We start from the raw sequence: 19,027 nt of genomic DNA, 5'->3' as shown, positions 1-19,027 counted from the left end.
GGCGTATCCCGTTTCGCATGCACGTCAGCTACAACGAGAACATCTCCCCCTTTCTCGACGCTCTGGAGAAGGTGAACGAAACGACCCCGCTCGATGGCCWGAAATGGAGTCTCGAGCACGCTGAGACCATTAGCCCGCAGAACATTGAGCGGGTGAAAAAGCTGGGTGGCGGAATTGCCCTGGACGCCAAAATGGCGCTGCACGGCGATGGTTTCATCAGGACATACGGCCGCGAGAAGGCGTTGGAGACGCCGCGTCTGCGCATGCTCGTCGATAGCGGCATGCCGCTGGCCATGACCACCGACGCCTTCCGGGCGGCCACGTTCAACCCTTGGGTGGCTGTAAGTTGGATGGTATCTGGCAAGTCTGTGTCCGGATCCGAAATTCTTGCCGAGGACAATCGCCTATCCCGCACCGAGGCGCTGAAACTTTTTACCAATGGTGCAGCGTGGTTCATGAATACAGAATCCGAAATGGGCGTAATCGCCCCCGGATACCTGGCGGACTTTGTTGTGCTCGACAGGGATTACTTCACCGTGTCGGAAGATCAGATCAAATCCATCTCTTCTGTGCTCACTATCATGGACGGAGAGGTCGTGTTTGGTGCGCAGGACTATAGCGCTCTATCGCCAAAACTGCCCGAGATCCTTCCGGCTTGGTCACCCATAAAATACTTCGGCAGCTATCATGGGGAAAAATGAACCCAGCTGACAGGTTCTCCCCGCTTTCCCAACAGTTCCGTTGCAGAAGCCCGTTGGACTCCGGTTTCGCCGCCTGGCCGTACCCTGCTGCGGCGGAAGCACCATCGCCTATATGTGGGAACAGCAGCTGCTCAACACCCGAGTGCCGACGATCACGAGCGCGCACTGATTAAAAGTAGGGTTGATGAGACCTCGGACGAGGCATCTCGAAGAGCCACGTTGGTTCCAGCCTCGTCATCTCGTCTCAAACGCCTCGTGCTTCGCCGTGCCAGTGGCGGACGGCGGCGATCACCCATGAAAAAAAATAACACAGGATGTGGCTATGGGCCGAAGGCTGAATGGCAAGCAGATGATCGACCGACAAAGATGCGTCACCTCGCGTCTTTCAATAGCGCTCAGTCTTCGGTCCGTATCCAAGGCGCGGTCACTCCTGCTTTCGCTTGCCGCTCTTGCCTTTGCTCAATGGGACGACCGGTCAGCCCTGGCAGCGGATGATTTTCTCTTGGAGCAGGAGAGGCCCTCGATAAAAGCCGACCGGTCGCAGGAGGACTGGTCGCTTCTTGCGGATCCGAAACTGCGGACTCAGCCACTGGATAGTCTCAAATACATTCCGTTGTTTCCCTCCAATCCCGACAGCTACATCTCGTTAGGGCTCAATCTACGCGAAATCTTCGAAGTCAGTGATGCGCCGGCTTTCGGAACCGTGCCGGCGAACCCCAGAGATTCCTATTGGTTACAGCGCGCGCAGTTCCACATCGACGCTCACCTGAATGAAAACTGGCAACTGTTCACGCAGTTCGAGGATGTGCGTGCCTTCGACAAGACGGTGGTCGGCCCCAACGACGCAAACCGATTTGACCTTCGGCTGGCATTCATCGGCTACACGCAGGAGACTGACGCGGGAACGTTCAGGGCAAGGGTCGGTCGCCAAGACTTCGCGTTCGACCTGGAGCGGTTCGTATCGGTGCGCGATGGGCCGAATGTCCGCCAGTCTTTCGATGCGGTCTGGGCCGGGTGGGAGACGGATGCATGGCGCTTCTACGGTCTTGCCAGCCAGCCTGTTCAGTATCGGGATGACCACCCTTTCGACGATCGATCAAACGGCGACGTGCTGTTCAGCGGGGTCCGCGTCGAGCGGCAGCTCTCGCCGACGATCGAGGCATCCGCCTATTACGCACTTTATCAGCGCAAGGATGCCACTTTTCTCACCGCGTCGGGGGAGGAGGACAGGCACGTGCTTGATATCCGATCGGCCGGCAAATATGCCGGTTTCGACTGGGATGCGGAAGCGATGGGACAGGTCGGGAAGGTCGGTTCGGCCGATATCTTGGCCTGGGCGCTGGGAGCGAGAACCGGCTATACCTTCCAGAATGTAAGCTGGTCGCCGCGGATCGGTCTGCAGTTCGACGTGGCGTCGGGCGACCGTGATGCGGGCGACGGCACGCTTGGCACCTTCAATCCACTGTTTCCAAACGGGTTCTATTTCTCACTCGGCGGTCATACCGGATACGTCAACCTCATTCACCTCAAACCGTCGATTACCGTTCAGCCGACAGAAGACCTGATCCTGATGGCCGGGGTCGGACTGCTCTGGAGACAGACGACACAGGACGCCGTCTACACCCTGCCAAGCGTTCCCGTCGCTGGCACGGCGGGTAACGGGCCGGCATGGACCGGAGCTTATGGGCAGGTCAAGGCGGACTACCGCTTCAATCCCAATCTCACGGGGTCGCTGGAGGCTGTCCATTACCAGGTCGGCTCGGCGCTTCGCAACGCCGGAGGCCGTGACAGCAACTACTTTCGAGCGGAATTGAAATTCTCATGGTAGCAGATGCACCAATGCCGGCCTTTCGCCTTGCGAAAGAGTCCTGATCCCAGCGCATCGGCCCGAAAATCGGAATCGATGTTCGGAAAGCACGATGCGCGGATTGAAAGTGTTGGAGCGTCCTTTGTGCGTCCAAAAGGACGCACCACGCTCTAATCTCGGGCGTGCATTAATGCCTGTCGCAAAGTTTGAACGAACAAACGCGTTGCTGCCGCATTTCTCTCTTATCCGGGGCGAGTGCCACCTGAGGAGAATGCCATGAAGAGAGTTATTAGCAGCCTGTTGATCGCGACGGCCCTTGTTGGATCGGCTATTCAGCCTGCTGCCGCCCGCGATCACCATCATCACGATAATACCGGCCGAGCCATCGCCGGCGGCGTTGCCGCAGGCGTCGTCGGCGGGCTGATTGGAGGCGCAATCGCCAATAGCGGTCCTCGCTATGTCGATGGCCCTCGCTATGTCGAACCCGCGCCGAGATGCTGGTATGAAGACCGCGATGTCCGTAATCGCTACGACGGCGGTTATCATACCGAAACCGTGCGGGTCTGCGAGTAGCGGGTTCAAACCGGGACCATTTGTGGTCGCCGCTGATTTTCGTCCTTCCACCGAGGCTCCATCCGGCAGCCTCGGTTTTTCTTTGTGACGACCATTGTCCCGCCTCGGGCCATTGCGGTTCGTTCGCAGTCATTCTGCGTAGCAAAATTTCTGACTGCCATGCGGCTGCCTGTCATCCGGCTGTTAGAGACGACCAATAGCTGAAGCCGATGAATGATGGTCCAGTGAATGGCGGCAAGACGCCAAAGAAAGAACGCATGCGCTTCGTCAGCGCCGAGCAGGTGGCGCAATTGGCGGGGTTTCGCGCTCCGCCGTGTCGCGCACCTTCACGCCGGGTGCCAGCGTGGCGCCTGCAACGCGCGAAAAGGTGCTGCAGGCGGCGCAAGAACTCGGCTACCACGTCAACGACCTGGCGCGCGGCGTGCTTGCCAATCAGAGCCGCCTGGTCGGCATCGTCGCGACCCGGCCGGAGGTGGGTTTTCGCGCGCATCTGGCGGCAGCGCTTGCCAAATGCCTGATCAAACGCGGCAGCATCCCGATCCTCATCAATACCGGCCAGACGGAAGCCGAGCTGCTCGCCGCCCAGAAAATGCTGATCGGCCACCGTGCCGAGGCGATCATCATCCTGTCCGGCTCGCCGCCGGCAAGTTTCTTCGAACTCGCGCAGCGAAATGGCCAGCCGCTCGTCGTGATCGGCCGTTCGGAACCCGACGCCGACCATGTGCGCGCCGGCAACTCCGAGGCCTCCCGCAAGGCGGCGACGGCCTTTTACGAAAGCGGCAGACGGCGGCTGGCGGTCATCGGCTCCAACACGGGAACGCCCAGCATCGTCGAGCGCGAAAGCGCCTTCCTGTCGACGGCCGAGTCGCTCGGTGTATCCGTCGTCGTCGGGCGCGGCGGCGATTCCGACTATGATGGCGGCGTTACCGCCGCACGCGCGCTCTTCTCGGAGGCAATAAAGCCCGACGCCGTTTTCTGCGCCAACGACCAGATCGCCTTCGGACTGATGGATGTCTTGCGCCTGGAAACGCAGCTGCGCATCCCTGAGGATGTCGCCGTCATCGGCTTTGACGACGTGCCGGAATCCTCCTGGCTGAGCTACCGGCTGACAACCTTCCGCCAGGATCCGCTGACCATGGCGCAGCGCGCCGTCGAGCTGATGGAACGGCGGCTTGAAAATCCTGATGCGCCTCCAGGTTACGAACGCGTCATTCCGGAGCTCGTCATCCGCCAGAGCTTCAGACCCTAATCCCTCCCCCGGCTTTTCGCAGGCGCCATCCTGTGGCAAGAAAGGATAAACGCGATCCGGTGGGGAGGAAAATCGTCGAACATGAAGGGCATCCGCCAGCTCGCCGAGCATCTCGACATTTCGATCGGAACGGTGTCCCGTGCGCTGAACGGCAAGCCCGACGTCAACGAGGAAACGCGCCGGCGCGTGCTCGCCGCCGCCGAGGAGCTCGGTTACGTCGCCAACCAGTCGGGCCGCAGCCTTCGCCAGGGCACGACCAACGTCATCGGGCTGATGCTCGAGGTGAGCCGCGAGACGGTCGAAAACAGCGACGATTTCTTCCTTGGCGTCACCGACGGGCTGCAGAGGGTCTTTTCCCGCCACAAGCTCGATCTCGTCATGCTGCCCTGCCCCGATGACGAGGACCCGCACGAATATCTGAAGCGCATGGTGGCGCGCCGGCTTGTCGACGCGCTGATCATCTCTGCGACACGACGCACCGATAGGCGCATCGAGCTTCTGGAAAAGGCCCGCATCCCCTTTGTGGCGCTTGGCCGCAGCGCGTCGGGCGGCAGCTACACCTGGATGGATCTCGATTTCGAGGGCGTGGCGACGCGCGGCGTCGACCGGCTGGTCGCCAAAGGCCATCGGCGGATCGCCGTGGCTGTCCCCTCCTCCGACATCAATCTCGGCTACCTCTTCCTCGACGCCTACCGCCAGGCACTGCAACGGCACGGCATCCCCTTCGACCCGGCCCTCGTCATCCGTGTCAAGTCGAGCGAACAGGGCGGTTATCAGGCCGGCCATGAATTGCTGATGATCGAAGAGCGGCCGACCGCGATCATCCTGATCCACGAACTGATGGCGATCGGGCTTTACCGCCGGCTTGCCGAGGCCGGCGTCGTGCCCGGCCGTGACCTCGCCGTCGTCGGTTTCCGCGAGGAGCCGCGCACGCTTTTCCTGCAGCCGACGCTGACCTCCTTCCGCATGTCGCTGCGCGATCTCGGCGCGCAGCTCGGCGAAACCCTGCTCGCCACCATGCCGGCCTATGCCGATCATTATCCGCAGGGCGCCCGCAATAGGATCTGGCCGCTGGAACTCGTTCCAGGCGAAAGCGACGCTTTCACGCTCAATCAAAGAAATCGAGCATGATATCGTCCGAAAACCGTCAAGCATGATCAGCACCGGCGCTACTTACCAGATCCCAATGGATGTATCGCATCCTGCTACCTACGCCGGATACTTAGCCATCACCCCAGCTGCGGCTTGCTGCAAAGGCGACTTCAGCTTCGGGGCGTGCGGCGCTGCTGGTCGCAAGGCTGTCGCGTTGCCTTTTCGGCAATCAAAACATCGAAAATCAGCGCTTTTTCGCAACGCCGTCCTTTGCCATATTCGTCTCAAGCGAAGAGTGAGGTACCGCCGGATGGCCTATGTCATTACCGATCCCTGTATCGACGTTAAGGATGGCGATTGCACGGTCGCCTGTCCCGTGGACTGCATCTACGAAGGCGGACGGATGTTCTACATACACCCAGGCGAGTGCATCAATTGCGGTCTCTGCCTGTCGGTCTGTCCGGTCGATGCAATTTCATGGGACGAGGAAATTCCGCAGGGCCGAGTTCAGTTCAAAGCCGTCAATCAGGACTTTTTCGGCCCCGACGTCACCAACTGGGGCTCGCCCGGCGGATGGGACAAAAACCATACGACCAATCGCGATCACCCGCTCGTCGCCGCCTATGAAAGAGCCTGATCAAGACGGGCCTCGTAATCGAGAACGGAAGTCGACATGACAGCAGCAAAGATCGGTGGCGTCGTCGCAGCCGTACCGACCCCCTTCACCGAAAACAGAACCGTCGACGTGGATGCTTTCCTTGAGCACGGCCGCTGGTGCCTGGCGGAAGGATGCGATCTTCTCAATGTGCTGGGAACGACGGGCGAGGCCAACGCGCTCTCCTCCGTGCAAAGAAGCGCGCTCATGGTCGCCGCCGCAAAGGGCCTCGACGGCGGCAGGATGATGGTGGGCACCGGAACGCCCGATCTTGAAACGACGATCGCCTTGACACGGCAGGCTTATGAGCTGGGTTATGCCGCCGCGCTCGTCCTGCCGCCTTACTACTACAAGCCGGTCCCGGATGAAGGGCTTTTTGCCTGGTTCGATCAGCTCATTCGAGGGACAGCCGAAACGCCTGTTGGCCTCTATCTCTACAATTTCCCGCAGCTGACAGGCATCGAGTTCTCCCCTGCCCTGGCAGCAAAACTCATCCAAATGTTTCCCGAGCGCATCTGCGGCGCAAAGGATAGTTCAGGCAATCTGGACTATGCCCGCAAGCTCGCACGAATTCCCGGCTTTGCCGTCTTCCCGAGCAACGAGGCAGCTCTTGCCGAGGCGGAAAAGGATAATTTCGCCGGCTGCATTTCGGCAACCGTCAATATCGACCCGCAATCCTCGGCACGGCTTTGGAAGAACCAGAGCGATCAGGCGACCCTCGATAGGGTCAGAAACCTCAGACAGGCAATCGCCGCTCACCCGCTCATTCCGGCGGTTAAATATCTCGTCGGCAAACGGACGGGGCATGCGGTATGGGGCAATGTATTGCCACCGAACCTGAAAGTCGCTGAAGCGGCAAGCCTGGACGCGCTGGACACGATCGCCGCCGAGTTGACGAGCGCAGGCTAGGTACCCGACCTTCTCACCACCGCGAGTAGTAGCTTCGGATTGCAGCCGACAGACTCCCGGCAAGCTGCCGTTCGCGCCGGAGGCGGGGCAAATCGGCCCTTGCCTGCTCGCGCAGTTCCCGCCGCGCTCCATCAAAATCGACGGTGGTCAAACGACCGTCCCACATGATCTCGCGCCCATCGACGAATAGCCCCTTGGCCTGGGCTGATGTCATGCGGGTCAACAGCACCTCGGCCTCATCGATATCGTCAAACAGGCTGTCAGCCGTCAGGGCATCATAATCGATCACCACGAAATCCTGGCCGGGCGGTGCGTTGAGCACCTTGGCACCAATGTGAATGGCGGCATCGAAAATCTGGTCGGCGGTGAACCGGCGATTGAGCTCGCGTCCGCCATGCAGAAGGTGGATAAGCCGCATTTCGCGCCAGAGATCCTGATCGTCGTCAAAGCCTGACCCGTCGAGGCCAATGGCAAGAGCCGGCCCTTTCTCTGCCACGAGCGAAATCGGCGCAATGCCGGAGCGCAGGCGCAGATTGGCCGAGGGATTGCTGACGAGCTGCACGCCCCTTTCCGCCAGAAGCTCGCATTCCGCCGGCTGCAACTGCACGCCATGGGCAACCGCCAGCCGCGACGACAGGAAACCGATTTCGTCGAGGTAGCGGACGATGCCTTGCGGAAAGCGGCGATCCAGCCATTGCCGCTGCCGGGGGCTTTCCAGAAGATGCATGTGGATGCGCCGGCCGTTGGCTGCAGATGCTTCGGCGATCGCCTCCAGCAGGGCGTTGGAACACCATTGTGGACCGACCGGCCCGTACTGAATATCGACCATCGGATTGGAATTTGTCGCCGCCACCGCGTCGACGGCGGCGATCTGTTCGGCGACCGGCGCATAGGCCGGGATGCTCGGCGACAGAGCCTGCCAGTCGTCCTCGCTCAGCAATGGCTTCAACTTCTCCGGCCCGCCGCCATAGGCCCAAGGGTCGAAATCGAGCAGCGGGCAGGACAATCCCAGGCGAATGCCGACGTCCCCCGCGGCGCGGATGACGGCGGCTGCTTCATCGCCGAGCCGATTGATATTCAGCGAGTTGTGGCAATGCATCGTCGCGCCCACACCGGTTTGCGCCAGGCGCGCGAACGCCACCAGCGCTTCCAGATAGGCATCGGTTCGCGGCCGCAGGCGCATGCCCGGTATCCAGACCTCGAGAGCATCGTCGACGGCGCCGAAATCGAGCGTGCGGATACCATATCCGTGGTCATGGGCGTTGACGGGCGACGGCATCACCAGGTCGCCCGGGCCGAGCGCGGCAAGCACGCTTTGCGCGACCGGAAACCGTGCGGCCCCATCAAAACGCTCCGCAGGCTGATGGCTGGGGCGAAGCAGCAACCGGGCTGAGGGGGTCATCTTCTCTACCTCTGGATCACGGCATGGATCTTGTCGCTGAACTTCTTCAGCTCGACGCTCATCGACTCGATCACCACCTCGGTTGCATGGGTAAGCTGGCGTTGACGCGGCACGACGATGCCGACCTGCAGATTGTGCAATTGCGAGCCGGCGATGTGCAGGGCAACGACCTCTCCGGCATCGAGCTCGTCCAGAAGACCGAGCGGCGTGAAGAAGGCGACACCCTCGCCTGACAGGATCAGCGGCTTGAGCATCATCTGATTGTTGGTCGCCACCAGCGTACGGCCGACACGGTTGAGCGCACCGAGCTCGACGGCGATCATCGAGCTCATGACCTCATTGTCGAGCTGCAGCAGCAGCTTGAACTGCGCGCATTCCTGCAGCGTCACCGACTTCTGCCGCGCCAGCGGATGATTGCGCGACACCATCGCCATCAGCGGCATCGGAACGCCGTAGACTAGCTTGATGTCATGCGGCCGGGCAAGATCGAAGGTGACGCCGATATCGGCATCGCCGTCGGCCAGAAAATGAAAAATGCTGGTGTAGTTGTCATAGCGGATGCGAAAGTCGACCGCCGGATGCCACCTGTTAAAGCCCATCACGAATTCCGGCAGGAACTGGATGGCGAGACTATCGAGGGAGGCGATATGGACCCGGCCGGCGCACTTGCCCTGGAGGTCGCCGAGATCGGATTTCATGATCTCGTATTTCAGCAGCGTGTCCTTGGCATGCTTCAGCACGATCTCGCCGGCCGCCGTCAATCGCAGGCCGTCGGAGAAACGTTCAAACAGCGGTGCTCCGAGCTCGTCCTCCAGCTTCTTGATCTGCCGGCTGACGGCCGAGGTCGCCACATGCAATTCGTCCGATGCCTTGCGGATCGACCCTGAACGCGCGACTTCAGCGAAATATTTCAAGATACTGGCGTGCATGAGAGCCCCTCGATATGCCGGAAGCTATACCATGCTCATCGTCCCCGCCAAACGGGCGCCCGTTTCTGCTGGAAGGCGGCAACGCCCTCCAGCGCATCCTCGCTTTGCAGCGCCTTGACCAGCGCCGGCGTCCGCAAGGCCTGTGCCTCTGCGGGGCTCAGATGACCGGTCCGGTTCACCGTCTGCTTGATCGCGTGCAGTGACAGCGGCGCGCAGGCAACGATATCGGCAACCCAGCGATCGACGGCCGCATCCAGCTCGGCCGCAGGAACCACCTCGTTGACAACCCCGAACCCCGCCATCTCGGCGGCACTAAACTGCCGGCCGGTCAGCATGACGGCCATCGCCCGGTTGAAGGCGATCTTTCGTTGCAAGAGCACCATGCCGCCATCCAGCGGCATGCGCCCGACGCGGGCTTCCGGCAGGCCGAAACGAGCCGTTTCCGCGGCAATGACGATGTCGCAACCGAGCACCATCTCGAAGCCGCCACCGAGTGCAAAGCCATTGACGCGGGCGATGACAGGCACATCGAGAGACCGGCGAAACGCCAGCCCGCCGAAGCCATTCACCCGGCTCGCCGCCCAATAATCGAGGCCGGAGCTACCGCTCCCGCCCTTCAGATCGGCGCCGGCGCAAAAGGCTCTTTCCCCGGCTCCGGTCAGGACGACGCAGCTGATGTCGTCGCGCGCTTCGATCTCGCGCCAGATCGTCTCCAGCTCCTGCTCCGTCGCGGCATCCACCGCATTCATGCGGTCGGGACGATCCAGGGTGACGCGGGCGACACGATCTCCGACGGAAAACCCGACACTCATGCCGCATTTCCCTGCAACCTGCCGAGAGAGCCGAGGATCTCGTCATTGTGCTGGCCGAGCTGCGGCGGCGAAATGCGCACCGCGACCTCAGCCGCCGACATGTCGATCGGCGAGCCGATGAGGCGGATCGGGCCGGCTGCCGTCTCGCCGGCCTCCAGGATCATCTTGTTGATGATCGTCTGCTCATCCTTCAACGCTTCCGGCAGGGAGCGGACAGGCGCGCAGAGGATGTCGACGTCCTCCAGGCGCTGCAGCCAATGCGCCGTGGTGTTTTTCGCGAAATTGTCGCGGAAGATCGTTTGCAGTTCCGGTCGCCGCGCCATCTGCGCGTCGAAATCCTTGTAATGCGGGTACTGCGACAGATCCTCGATCTCAAGCGCGTTGCAGATGTCCTGAAGCGGGTTCTGCTTGAACGCGCCGACCATGACGATGGCACCGTCAGTGGTTTCGAACACGCCGGTCAGCGGGAAGGCGCCCCAGTTGAGGTCTCTTTGACGCATCAGATGCGTCGTCCCCTCCTGCATCTGCATGGCGAGCATGGAATTATACAGGCTGACGGCGACCTGCTGGCCTTCGCCGGTCTTGTCGCGCTGCAGGAGCGCCAGGAGGATGCCCTGAACCAGATGCATGCCGGCGGAATAATCGGCAAGCGGCGTGGCATAGATCGACGTCGGGTGGCTGCTGTCCGACTTGCGGCGCATGACGCCCGATACAGCCTGCGCCAGCACGTCCTGTCCACCCTTGTGCTGGTAAGGGCCGGTCAGGCCGAAGCCGGTGCCAACCGCATAAATCAGTTTCCTGTTGATCTTCTTCAGGTCCTCGAAGCCGAAGCCCATGCGCTCCATGACGCCAGGACGGAAGTTGTTGACGACGACATCGGCCGTCTCGAGCAATGTGAGCACGGTTTCGCGCGCCTCGGGCTGCTTCAGGTCGAGTGCCAGGCTCTTCTTGTTGCGGTTCAACGAGCAGAAGACCGGGTTGTTCAGGCCATCCGGATCGGAGCCGAGCGACCAACGGGAGAGATCGCCGATACGGACCTTTTCGATCTTGATGACTTCGGCGCCATAGTCGGCCAGCACCTGGGTGCAGGAGGGGCCGAGCATGACTTGCGTGAAATCGATGACGCGAATGCCGTCGAGGGGAAGGATGGTCATTCTGCGGCCTCCAGATAGGTAGCGTTTTCGGATGGTACGTCGCCAGGATCGGCCCCCTGCGCCCGCATCTGTTTCTGAATTGCCTTGGTGTCGGCCTTGCGCACGGTCGTACCGGCATTGAGTGCGACGACAGCGGCAACGCCTGCTGCCTCGCCCATGGCCATGCAGGGCGGAATTTCGCGGCTGGCCTTCTGTGCCTGCGGCGTCGCCGAATAATGACGGCCGGCGACGATCAACTGGTCGATCTCCTTCGGCAGCATTGCCCGATACGGCGTGTAATAATCACGGCCACGGCAGACCGTATCGGCGAAGTGCCGCCGGCTCATGACATCGTCCTTCGTCACGACATAGTCGCCTTCCAGGAGCCGGGTCTGGCGGACGCCGGTCTGCGGGGCGAAATCGACGACATAGGCATTTTCAAAGCCCGGCATTTTTTCACGCGCGAAATCCAGCAAACGGGCGATGCGGGCGCGACCTTCCAGCTCCGCCTGGGTCAGATCCTCCACCTTGAGGCCACTCAGTTTCGGCATATGCGGGCAGTTGAGCCAGACAATGCCGGGCAGCGGCGTCTTCAGCCACCAGAAGGACCAGCACCCGCCGATCAGGCGCTTGGCCTCATGATCGACCAGCTTGAAGGCCTCCGGGTCCTCACGCTCGAACCGCTCGGCTGCGTCGGTATCAACGCCGCCCCAGCGGGAAACCGTCGTCAGGATAAAGTTGGATTCGACATGCGAAGCGCCGGCGCTGGCGGCGACATCGAGATCACCCGTTGTATCGATGACGACATCACCAAGGATTGCTTCCATGCCTGCCTTGGTCTGGCAGATCACGCCCCTGATCGTCTTACCTTCAACGATCGCGGAGGAGAACCAGCTATGGGTTCTGAGTTTGACGCCAGCAAGAGCCAGAATGTCATAAGCGGCACGTTTGAAGGCGTCGGGATCGAAAGCAGCAGAAAAGCAGATCGGATGCGGCATGGACTGCGTGTGAAAATCGAACAGTCCCCAGCGCGCCCAGCGCTGCCAGGCATCCGGCGTATCGCGGAACTCGATCAGACGGTCGCGGTCCGTCGGCGTGACGCACAGACCCCAGAGCTTCATGCGCTCGATCATTTCCATGCAGATGCCGCGCACGGTAATCTCGAGCTCGTTGATCATATCGTCGAGCACCAGCACCATGCCGCCGGCGGCGAGGCCGCCGACATAAGGATAGCGCTCCAGCAAGGTCACGCTCGCGCCATTGCGGGCCGCCGACACTGCCGCCGAGATCCCGGCCGGGCCGCCACCGACCACGACGACGTCGGAACGATCGACCACTTTGATGTCGCGCGCAGGCTGATGGATTGTCTCAATCATTGTCGTTTTCTCCTGGTTGCGCGTGCTCAATGCGATCCGGCTGGCTTCCAGCGCACGACCTTTGCCTCGACGATCGAGACCAGGGCGAAGAGGACCACCGCCAGAAGGGCTGCAATCACAACGGTTGCGTAGAGAAGCGGCGAGCGGAAATTATAGGTGGCCTCGATGATCAGGGCGCCAAGACCGAAACTCGAACCGATCCATTCTGCGACGATCGCCCCCATGACGCTGCTGGTCGCGGCGATCTTCAGGGCGGCAAACAGGAAAGGCAGCGAGCTCGGAAACCGCACTTTCCAGAGGATCTCCGAATTGGTGGCGGACAGAACCCGCATCAGGTCGAGCATGGCGGGACTTGCCGCCCGCAACCCCTGGACCATGTTGACCAGCGTCGGAAAGAAGCAGATCAGACCGGCGATGATGATCTTTGGCGCCAGTCCGTTGCCGAAGATCAGCACGAGGATCGGCGCAAGTGCGATGATGGGGATCGCCTTGATGAAGACGGCGATCGGGTAAAATGCCTTTTCCGCCGTCGTGCTATGCACGAACCAGACCGCCAGCAGGATGGCGACGAGGTTACCGAACAGGAAGCCGAGGGTGGCCTCGAGCAGCGTTGGCAGGAAATTTCGCCACAGCGTTGCGGCATTGTCGCGAAAGGCGAGCACGACGTCGGCGGGGCTCGGCGCCATGAAGGTCGGGATCTTGAAGATCCAGATCACCACTTGCCAGAGCACGACGAGGCCGAGTCCAGCCAGGATCGCCGGCAGATTTTTCGACAGGGTGCCAAGGGTGGCGTCGAGGATCGCGACCTTGCGCGGCGTGGATGCGGGCGCGGCGCGCGCTCCGGAAGAGACCACGTTGCTCATAGGCATTCCTCCAGCAGAGCGCGCAGATGCGCCGTCACCTGAATGAATTCCACCGTGTCTCTCATGGCGAGCGAACGCGGATAGGGAAGATCGACCTTCATGAACTCCTTCACACGGCCTGGATGCGCCTGGAGCATCAGCACATGCTGGCCAAGGAAGGCCGCTTCGGGGATGGAGTGAGTGACAAAGAGGATTGTCGTGCCCGTCTCCTGCCAGAGCCGCAGCAATTCCTCGTTCAGCTTGTCGCGGGTGATCTCGTCGAGTGCACCGAAGGGCTCGTCCATCAGCAGGATGCGCGGGCGTGTGACCAGCGCCCGGGCGATGGCGACCCGCTGGCGCATGCCGCCGGAGAGCTCATGCGGCAAGGCGTTTTCACGCCCCTTGAGCCCGACCATCGCCAGCAGCTCCGCCGGGTCGGCAAAGGAACCTGCTGCATGCTTGCCGACCTCGATCGGCAGGCGGACATTGTCGATGACGCTGCGCCAGGGCAACAGAGTGGCGTCCTGGAAAACGAAGGCGAAATCGCGGCCCTCCCGTGCCTCGCGCGGCGAGCGCCCGAGCACCGAGACCGAACCGCCGTTGATGTGCACGAGATCGGCGATACAGCGAAGCAGGGTCGATTTTCCACACCCTGAAGGGCCGAGCATCGTCACGAACGCCCCCTCGGGAATATTCACCGACACGTTGGAAAGAGCGGTGATCTCGTTGTCCTTATCGCCAAAACGGATGTCCAGATTGGCGACGGATACGGCGAGCGGCGAGCCGGCTGGCAGCGGATCTGGCCGTTTGACGGTGGCGGCGACAGTCATGGCCGTTCACCCGACCTGCTTGCGGATATCGGCCGTCGCATCGAGTATGGCGAAGCTCGCAACGTCATCGATGGTCGGAACCGTCCCGGTGAACTGCTTGAGGTCGGCATAGGCCTTGATCTGAGCTGCCCAGTTTTCCCTGTTCATCGCACCCCAGCCGAATTGCTTGGTGCTGTCGCCGAAGGAGAATTTCGCGATTGGGCCGACGGCTTTGAGTTCGCTTGCCTTATCAAGGTTGGGATAGGTCTCGATCAGCATGTCGACCGCCTCTTCCGGATGGTCGCGGACATAGCCCCAGCCCTTTGCGGCTGCCGTGGTGAAGCGCACCAGCACGTCGGCATGTTTGTCGAGCTGTTCGTCGGTGGTGTAGTACACATTGGCATAGAGCTGCAGCCCGGCGTCCCAGAGCATCATGTCGACGCGGTCGTCACCCAGGACCGAAAGGGCATTGGTGTTGGTGACCCAGCCGGTGACGGCGTCGGCCTGACCGGTCAAAAGCTGGTTCATGTCCGATCCCATATTGACCATCGTCACCTGATCCTCGGCGATGCCGTTCTTGGCAAGTAGGGCGCGAAGCAGGATAAAGGCCGTCGGCTGCGTGGCGATCGTCTTGCCGATCATGTCCTTCGGCTCGCGGATCGGCGCTTTCTTCAGCGAAAAATAGGTGAAGGGATGTTTCTGATAGCCGGCGAGGAAGGCTTTGACGGGGATGCCGGCGGAGCGCGCCAGCATCACCGACGGGCTGGACGAGATTTGGCCAAGCGTCGATTGCCCCGCCGCGACACCGGCAACGCCATCGACATTCGGGCCGCCGGGAACGATCTCCAGCTCGACGCCCTGCTCCTTGAAGAAACCCTTCTTCTGCGCAGCAACTTCACCGATCACGCCGTTGGAGGCCAGCCAGCCCAGCTGCATTTTCACCTGGGCGACGTCTTCGGCAAGGCCGGCACGCACGCCGATCAGGGTCTGTGCTGCGGCCAGGCCGCCCACCGTTGCGACATTGGATATGAAGCGACGGCGGTTCATCATGAAATGAGACATAATAGTTCCCCTATTTGTTCCCCTGGTCCGACTTTATCGTCGTGTACCGAAGCTCATTTGCCGAGTGCCAGGGGAAGATGGGGAATTTTGGCGTTCTAATAAAGAACAATTATTCGCTAGATGAATTGCCAAAAAGGCAACACAGGCGGATAGAACCTGCGGGGACACCGCCCATCGAAGCTCAGAATGCTGTTCGTATTGGAGCTATCAGATGATTACGCGATCTTGGTTTGTCCATTTTGCAGATTGATTCATCGAAATCGTTACGCAATTTTCAGGCCTTCCAAACCAAACTTGGACATCCGCGGCATTTGATTTGGGCATCTTTCCGAGCGGTACACACAAAAGCCCGCCGGAGCGGGCTTTCGAGGACGGATTGAATGGGTTTGGTACGCCCTTCACTCCAGCCACCGCCGATCTTGGTGATAATTTTTGCCGGAAAATCCTCCCGGCAAGAGGATTGCAACGAGAATATTATAATTCTTTCACACAAGAATCGCCACCAGGGGATAAAATACCTGCCAGAATCCTCCTGCTAGGGGGATTTCTCTCGGCATTTTATAACCCTCTATTGCATGCCAGACGAAGAGCGATTATATTTTTGCCAGCCATATCCCCCCAACAGGAGGATTAGATGATGCAAAATATGAAGACTCTGGGCCGGTCGACTGCCTCGCTTCTTACTGCGCTCCATGATGAGAGAAGAACGATCTTCTCTTTGGACGACGCCGTCCGGATTTTGGGCGGCACGAAAAAAGCCGTGTCTAACTTGCTGTCAAAAGCGCAGCAGCGCGGCGTCGTAACCCGACTTAGGCGCGGCACATACATACTCGTGCCGTTCGAGCTGGGTTCGGAGAGCGTCTACGCGGGCGATCCTTGGCTCGTGGCCGACAGGCTCTTCGAGGACAAACAACGCTACCTGTCCCACGGCACGGCAATGGCGATACATGGAATGACCCAGCAACCGCAAATTCTGGTCACGATCACCGTGGCCGATCGGTATCCCGAAACCATTTTCGCTCAGGGAACGGAGATTCGGGTGACCGGGCTTCCGATATCGCAGTTTTTCGGAATTGGGCGAAAATGGCTTGAGCACGGATACGTCATGGTCAGCGATGTCGAGAGAACGATCGTCGACTGTCTAAGGCGGCCAGACCTGTGCGGCGGGTTCTCCGAGATCGCCGCCGGAACATGGATGGTGAAGGAAAAAGTGACGACCAAGAAGCTCGTTGACTACGCCCTTCAGATCAAGACCAAGGCCGTCGTCAACAGAACTGGGTTCCTGATGGCGTCGTGCGACCTGGGTGATGAAGAAGACATGCAGCGCCTTAGGTCGGCATTAACGGATACCTATCATCTTCTCGATCCCACGATGCCGGATGACGGTCGCTTCAACTCCAGGTGGCGGCTTCGAGTCAATGTGAGCGAGGAAGAAACACGCATGGCGAGGGCTAGCTAACGTGATTGCACAACGCGATCTTTCTATGATTTCTAACAAACTTCTCAAACAAAACGGCGGAAGGCGGATACCGGACCAAACCATTGAGCTTGATTATGCCCTATCTTGGTTCCTATCCGAACTGGCGATCCATGACTTTGGGAAGAATATCGCGTTCAAAGGCGGGACCGCGCTTAGAAGGTGCCATTTCGGCGAGTATCGGTTCTCGGAAGACTTGGACTTCACGCTCCTTGAGGATGCCGAATTCGACACCGTGCAGGCGGCTTTCGAGGAAATTGGCTCAGCGGTTGAGGAACAAACCGGAATGCCGATCGTGTTTGGGGGCAAGGACAATCACCAGCACGTCAACAGCCACACGTTCTATATGTCATACACTGGACCTATGCGCCGTGAACGGAACTTCAAAGTCGACATGACACGCACCGAAAAGCTTGTATTCGACCTTGAGGCGAAGCCAATCATCCGGACTTACGATGCTTTCGATTTTCCGGATGGAAGGACGGTACAAACCTACGCGCTCGACGAGGTGGCCACTGAGAAGATACTTGCCCTCACGGACCCCGCCCGAAATCAGCCACGCGATCTGTTCGACATATGGAAATTGAGCGAGGACTTCGACCTGGAGCCGGAACACCTCGCATCGGCCGTTGCGCAGAAGCTCCGGTTCAGAGGTCGCGGCGCTGAGAACCTCATGGAGGCATTTGAGCGGAAAGAGAAGGCGCTCCGCAGCACCTGGAAAACGAGGCTCGACCCTCAAATGGCGGAGACACCCGAATTCGACGACATCTTCCGCGAGGCTAAGCGTCTGTTCCGCCAAAGCAGCGTGTTCGAGTTGACGGAGGCCGCGCTAAAGTYGCTGGCAGCGAAAGGTCCTAAGACCTAGACGTAGCCTTATCCATGACGGAACATCGTCGGCCTAAACCCGGCTTGGAGCCGCCGGATGCTCCCTGTGCGACAGCTGACGCGTGACGACGAAGACCAGCAGGGCGCCGACCGCAAGGCAGGCCGAGAGAAAGAACATCGGCGCGATCGTGCTGCCGCTCTCATCCTTGATCCAGGGCACGACGTTCTGGGCGACGAAACCGCCGAGATTTCCGACCGAATTGATGGCGGCAAGGCCGGCTGCAGCACCCGCGCCCTTGAGAAAACGGGAGGGCAGGCTCCAGAACACCGGTTGGGGGGCGAAGATCCCGGCAGCGGCGACGCAGAGGAAGGCGAATTGCAAGGTGTGGTTAGGGATCAGCGCCGAGAGCAGCAGGCAGGCGGCGCCGATGACAGCGGGAATGACGATATAGGGCGTCTTCGATTGCGACTTGTCGGCCATGGCGGGAACGGCATAAAGCGCGATCGCGACCAGCACCCAGGGAATGATGTTGAGGAACCCGTTCACCGTGTTGCTGACACCGAAAGCCTTGACGATCGTCGGCAGCCAATAGCTCAGCCCGTAGGCCGAAAGCGGAAAGGCGACATAGCAGAGCGCCATCAGCAGGACGCGCGGGTCGATGAGCGCCTTGAAGCCGTTTCCGGCATCCTCGCCCATGCCGGCATTTTCAGAGGCGAGCCTTCGTTCGAGCCAGTCCTTCTCCTCGCTGCTCAGAAAGCTTGCACTTTCAGGCCGGCCGGGAAGATAGAAGAAGGTGACGATGCCGGCGATGACAGCCGGAACACCGGTCGCCAGGAAGACCCACTCCCAGCCGGCAAAGCCGTAGAGACCATCGAGATCGAGCAGTACGCCGCCGAGCGGCGCACCGACGGCATTGGCAATCGCACTGAAGATCATGAACAGTCCGACCATCCTGCCGCGATAGGCCGAGGGAAACCACAGCGTCAGCAGATAGAGGACGCCAGGAAAGAAGCCGGCTTCGCAGACACCGAGCAGGAAGCGCAGGATATAGAACATCGTCGCGTTCTGCGTGAAGGCGAGCGCGATGGTGACGATGCCCCAGGAGACCAGAATGCGGGCGAACCAGACACGGGCGCCGAGCCTGTCGAGGAAGRGGTTGCTTGGCACCTCGAAGAGAAAATAGCCGATGAAGAACAGCGAGGCGCCGAGGCCGTAGGCATATTCGCTCATTGCGAGGGCATCGACCATCTGCAGCTTGGCGAAGCTGACGTTCTGCCGGTCGATATAGGCGATGAGATAAAGGATGCCGAGAAAGGGCATCAGCTTCCAGGTGATTTTCGAGATCAGCCGCTTCTCGTCGACCATAAGTATCC

Annotated in this window: 17 protein-coding genes and 1 pseudogene; 9 read left to right on the top strand and 9 right to left on the bottom strand. The window is 60.4% G+C overall.

What is annotated here, in order from left to right; genetic code table 11:
• From AC1ECN_RS28630 to AC1ECN_RS28600, 7 genes and pseudogenes are all read left to right on the top strand, one after another.
• Nucleotides 1-701 (top strand): amidohydrolase family protein (locus AC1ECN_RS28630; RefSeq protein ID WP_477954851.1); only part of this gene is annotated, 701 nt, incomplete at its 5' end.
• Between the two features lie 349 nt (nt 702-1,050).
• Nucleotides 1,051-2,529: an alginate export family protein gene (locus tag AC1ECN_RS28625; protein ID WP_130674122.1), complete on the top strand. Its 1,479-nt coding sequence runs from the start codon at nt 1,051-1,053 to the stop codon at nt 2,527-2,529.
• Nucleotides 2,530-2,784: 255 nt separating this feature from the next.
• The gene (locus AC1ECN_RS28620) at nt 2,785-3,081 is read left to right on the top strand and encodes a hypothetical protein (protein WP_130673868.1); all 297 of its coding nucleotides are present in this window, start codon (nt 2,785-2,787) and stop codon (nt 3,079-3,081) included.
• Between the two features lie 209 nt (nt 3,082-3,290).
• Nucleotides 3,291-4,330, top strand: a pseudogene (locus AC1ECN_RS28615) (LacI family DNA-binding transcriptional regulator).
• Between the two features lie 81 nt (nt 4,331-4,411).
• Nucleotides 4,412-5,461 carry a LacI family DNA-binding transcriptional regulator gene (locus AC1ECN_RS28610; protein WP_130673869.1) on the top strand — a complete coding sequence of 350 codons (1,050 nt, stop codon included), beginning with the start codon at nt 4,412-4,414 and terminating at the stop codon, nt 5,459-5,461.
• Nucleotides 5,462-5,732: 271 nt separating this feature from the next.
• Nucleotides 5,733-6,059, top strand: a complete 327-nt coding sequence (gene fdxA, locus AC1ECN_RS28605) for a ferredoxin (protein WP_003548346.1) — start codon at nt 5,733-5,735, stop codon at nt 6,057-6,059.
• 36 nt (nt 6,060-6,095) lie between these two features.
• Complete coding sequence (locus AC1ECN_RS28600) at nt 6,096-6,986, top strand: dihydrodipicolinate synthase family protein (RefSeq protein ID WP_130673870.1); 891 nt, start codon at nt 6,096-6,098, stop codon at nt 6,984-6,986.
• Nucleotides 6,987-6,999: 13 nt separating this feature from the next.
• Here the strand turns inward: AC1ECN_RS28600 and AC1ECN_RS28595 are convergent, their stop codons facing one another.
• From AC1ECN_RS28595 to AC1ECN_RS28560, 8 genes are read right to left on the bottom strand one after another with little or no spacing between them, the layout of a single operon-like run.
• The gene (locus tag AC1ECN_RS28595; RefSeq protein WP_130673871.1) at nt 7,000-8,388 is read right to left on the bottom strand and encodes an amidohydrolase family protein; all 1,389 of its coding nucleotides are present in this window, start codon (nt 8,386-8,388) and stop codon (nt 7,000-7,002) included.
• Nucleotides 8,389-8,393: 5 nt separating this feature from the next.
• Entirely contained in the window at nt 8,394-9,317 is a 924-nt protein-coding gene (locus AC1ECN_RS28590) for a LysR family transcriptional regulator (RefSeq protein WP_130673872.1), read from the bottom strand.
• A 35-nt stretch (nt 9,318-9,352) separates the two neighbouring features.
• A complete protein-coding gene (locus AC1ECN_RS28585; RefSeq protein WP_130673873.1) occupies nt 9,353-10,129 on the bottom strand; it encodes an enoyl-CoA hydratase-related protein in 777 nt (258 codons plus the stop codon).
• A complete protein-coding gene (locus AC1ECN_RS28580; protein WP_130673874.1) occupies nt 10,126-11,283 on the bottom strand; it encodes a CaiB/BaiF CoA transferase family protein in 1,158 nt (385 codons plus the stop codon). Before AC1ECN_RS28580 ends, AC1ECN_RS28585 begins: the two co-directional genes overlap by 4 nt.
• A complete protein-coding gene (locus AC1ECN_RS28575; RefSeq protein WP_477954848.1) occupies nt 11,280-12,638 on the bottom strand; it encodes an FAD-dependent oxidoreductase in 1,359 nt (452 codons plus the stop codon). Before AC1ECN_RS28575 ends, AC1ECN_RS28580 begins: the two co-directional genes overlap by 4 nt.
• A gap of 26 nt (nt 12,639-12,664) precedes the next feature.
• Nucleotides 12,665-13,501, bottom strand: coding sequence for an ABC transporter permease (locus AC1ECN_RS28570; RefSeq protein ID WP_130663568.1), 837 nt, complete (start codon nt 13,499-13,501; stop codon nt 12,665-12,667).
• Nucleotides 13,498-14,310 (bottom strand): ABC transporter ATP-binding protein, encoded by an 813-nt coding sequence (locus AC1ECN_RS28565; protein WP_017991931.1) that lies wholly within the window; start codon nt 14,308-14,310, stop codon nt 13,498-13,500. The genes AC1ECN_RS28570 and AC1ECN_RS28565 overlap by 4 nt, the downstream gene beginning before the upstream one ends.
• 6 nt (nt 14,311-14,316) lie before the next feature.
• On the bottom strand, nt 14,317-15,351 hold the full coding sequence (locus AC1ECN_RS28560) for an ABC transporter substrate-binding protein (protein WP_130663566.1): 1,035 nt from the start codon (nt 15,349-15,351) through the stop codon (nt 14,317-14,319).
• 634 nt (nt 15,352-15,985) lie between these two features.
• On the opposite strand from AC1ECN_RS28560, the gene AC1ECN_RS28555 reads away from it, so the two are divergent.
• Nucleotides 15,986-16,810: a type IV toxin-antitoxin system AbiEi family antitoxin domain-containing protein gene (locus AC1ECN_RS28555; RefSeq protein WP_130673876.1), complete on the top strand. Its 825-nt coding sequence runs from the start codon at nt 15,986-15,988 to the stop codon at nt 16,808-16,810.
• A 1-nt stretch (nt 16,811) separates the two neighbouring features.
• On the top strand, nt 16,812-17,693 hold the full coding sequence (locus AC1ECN_RS28550) for a nucleotidyl transferase AbiEii/AbiGii toxin family protein (protein ID WP_477954846.1): 882 nt from the start codon (nt 16,812-16,814) through the stop codon (nt 17,691-17,693).
• 33 nt (nt 17,694-17,726) lie between these two features.
• On the opposite strand, the gene AC1ECN_RS28545 is transcribed toward AC1ECN_RS28550, so the two are convergent.
• Nucleotides 17,727-19,019, bottom strand: coding sequence for an MFS transporter (locus tag AC1ECN_RS28545; RefSeq protein ID WP_477954845.1), 1,293 nt, complete (start codon nt 19,017-19,019; stop codon nt 17,727-17,729).
• Between the last annotated feature and the right edge of the window lie 8 nt (nt 19,020-19,027).

Source organism: Rhizobium sp. 01N447_2, from assembly GCF_056399245.1.
The sequence above is the reverse complement of the archived record's forward strand: the minus strand, read 5'-3'. Positions and strand labels throughout refer to the sequence as shown.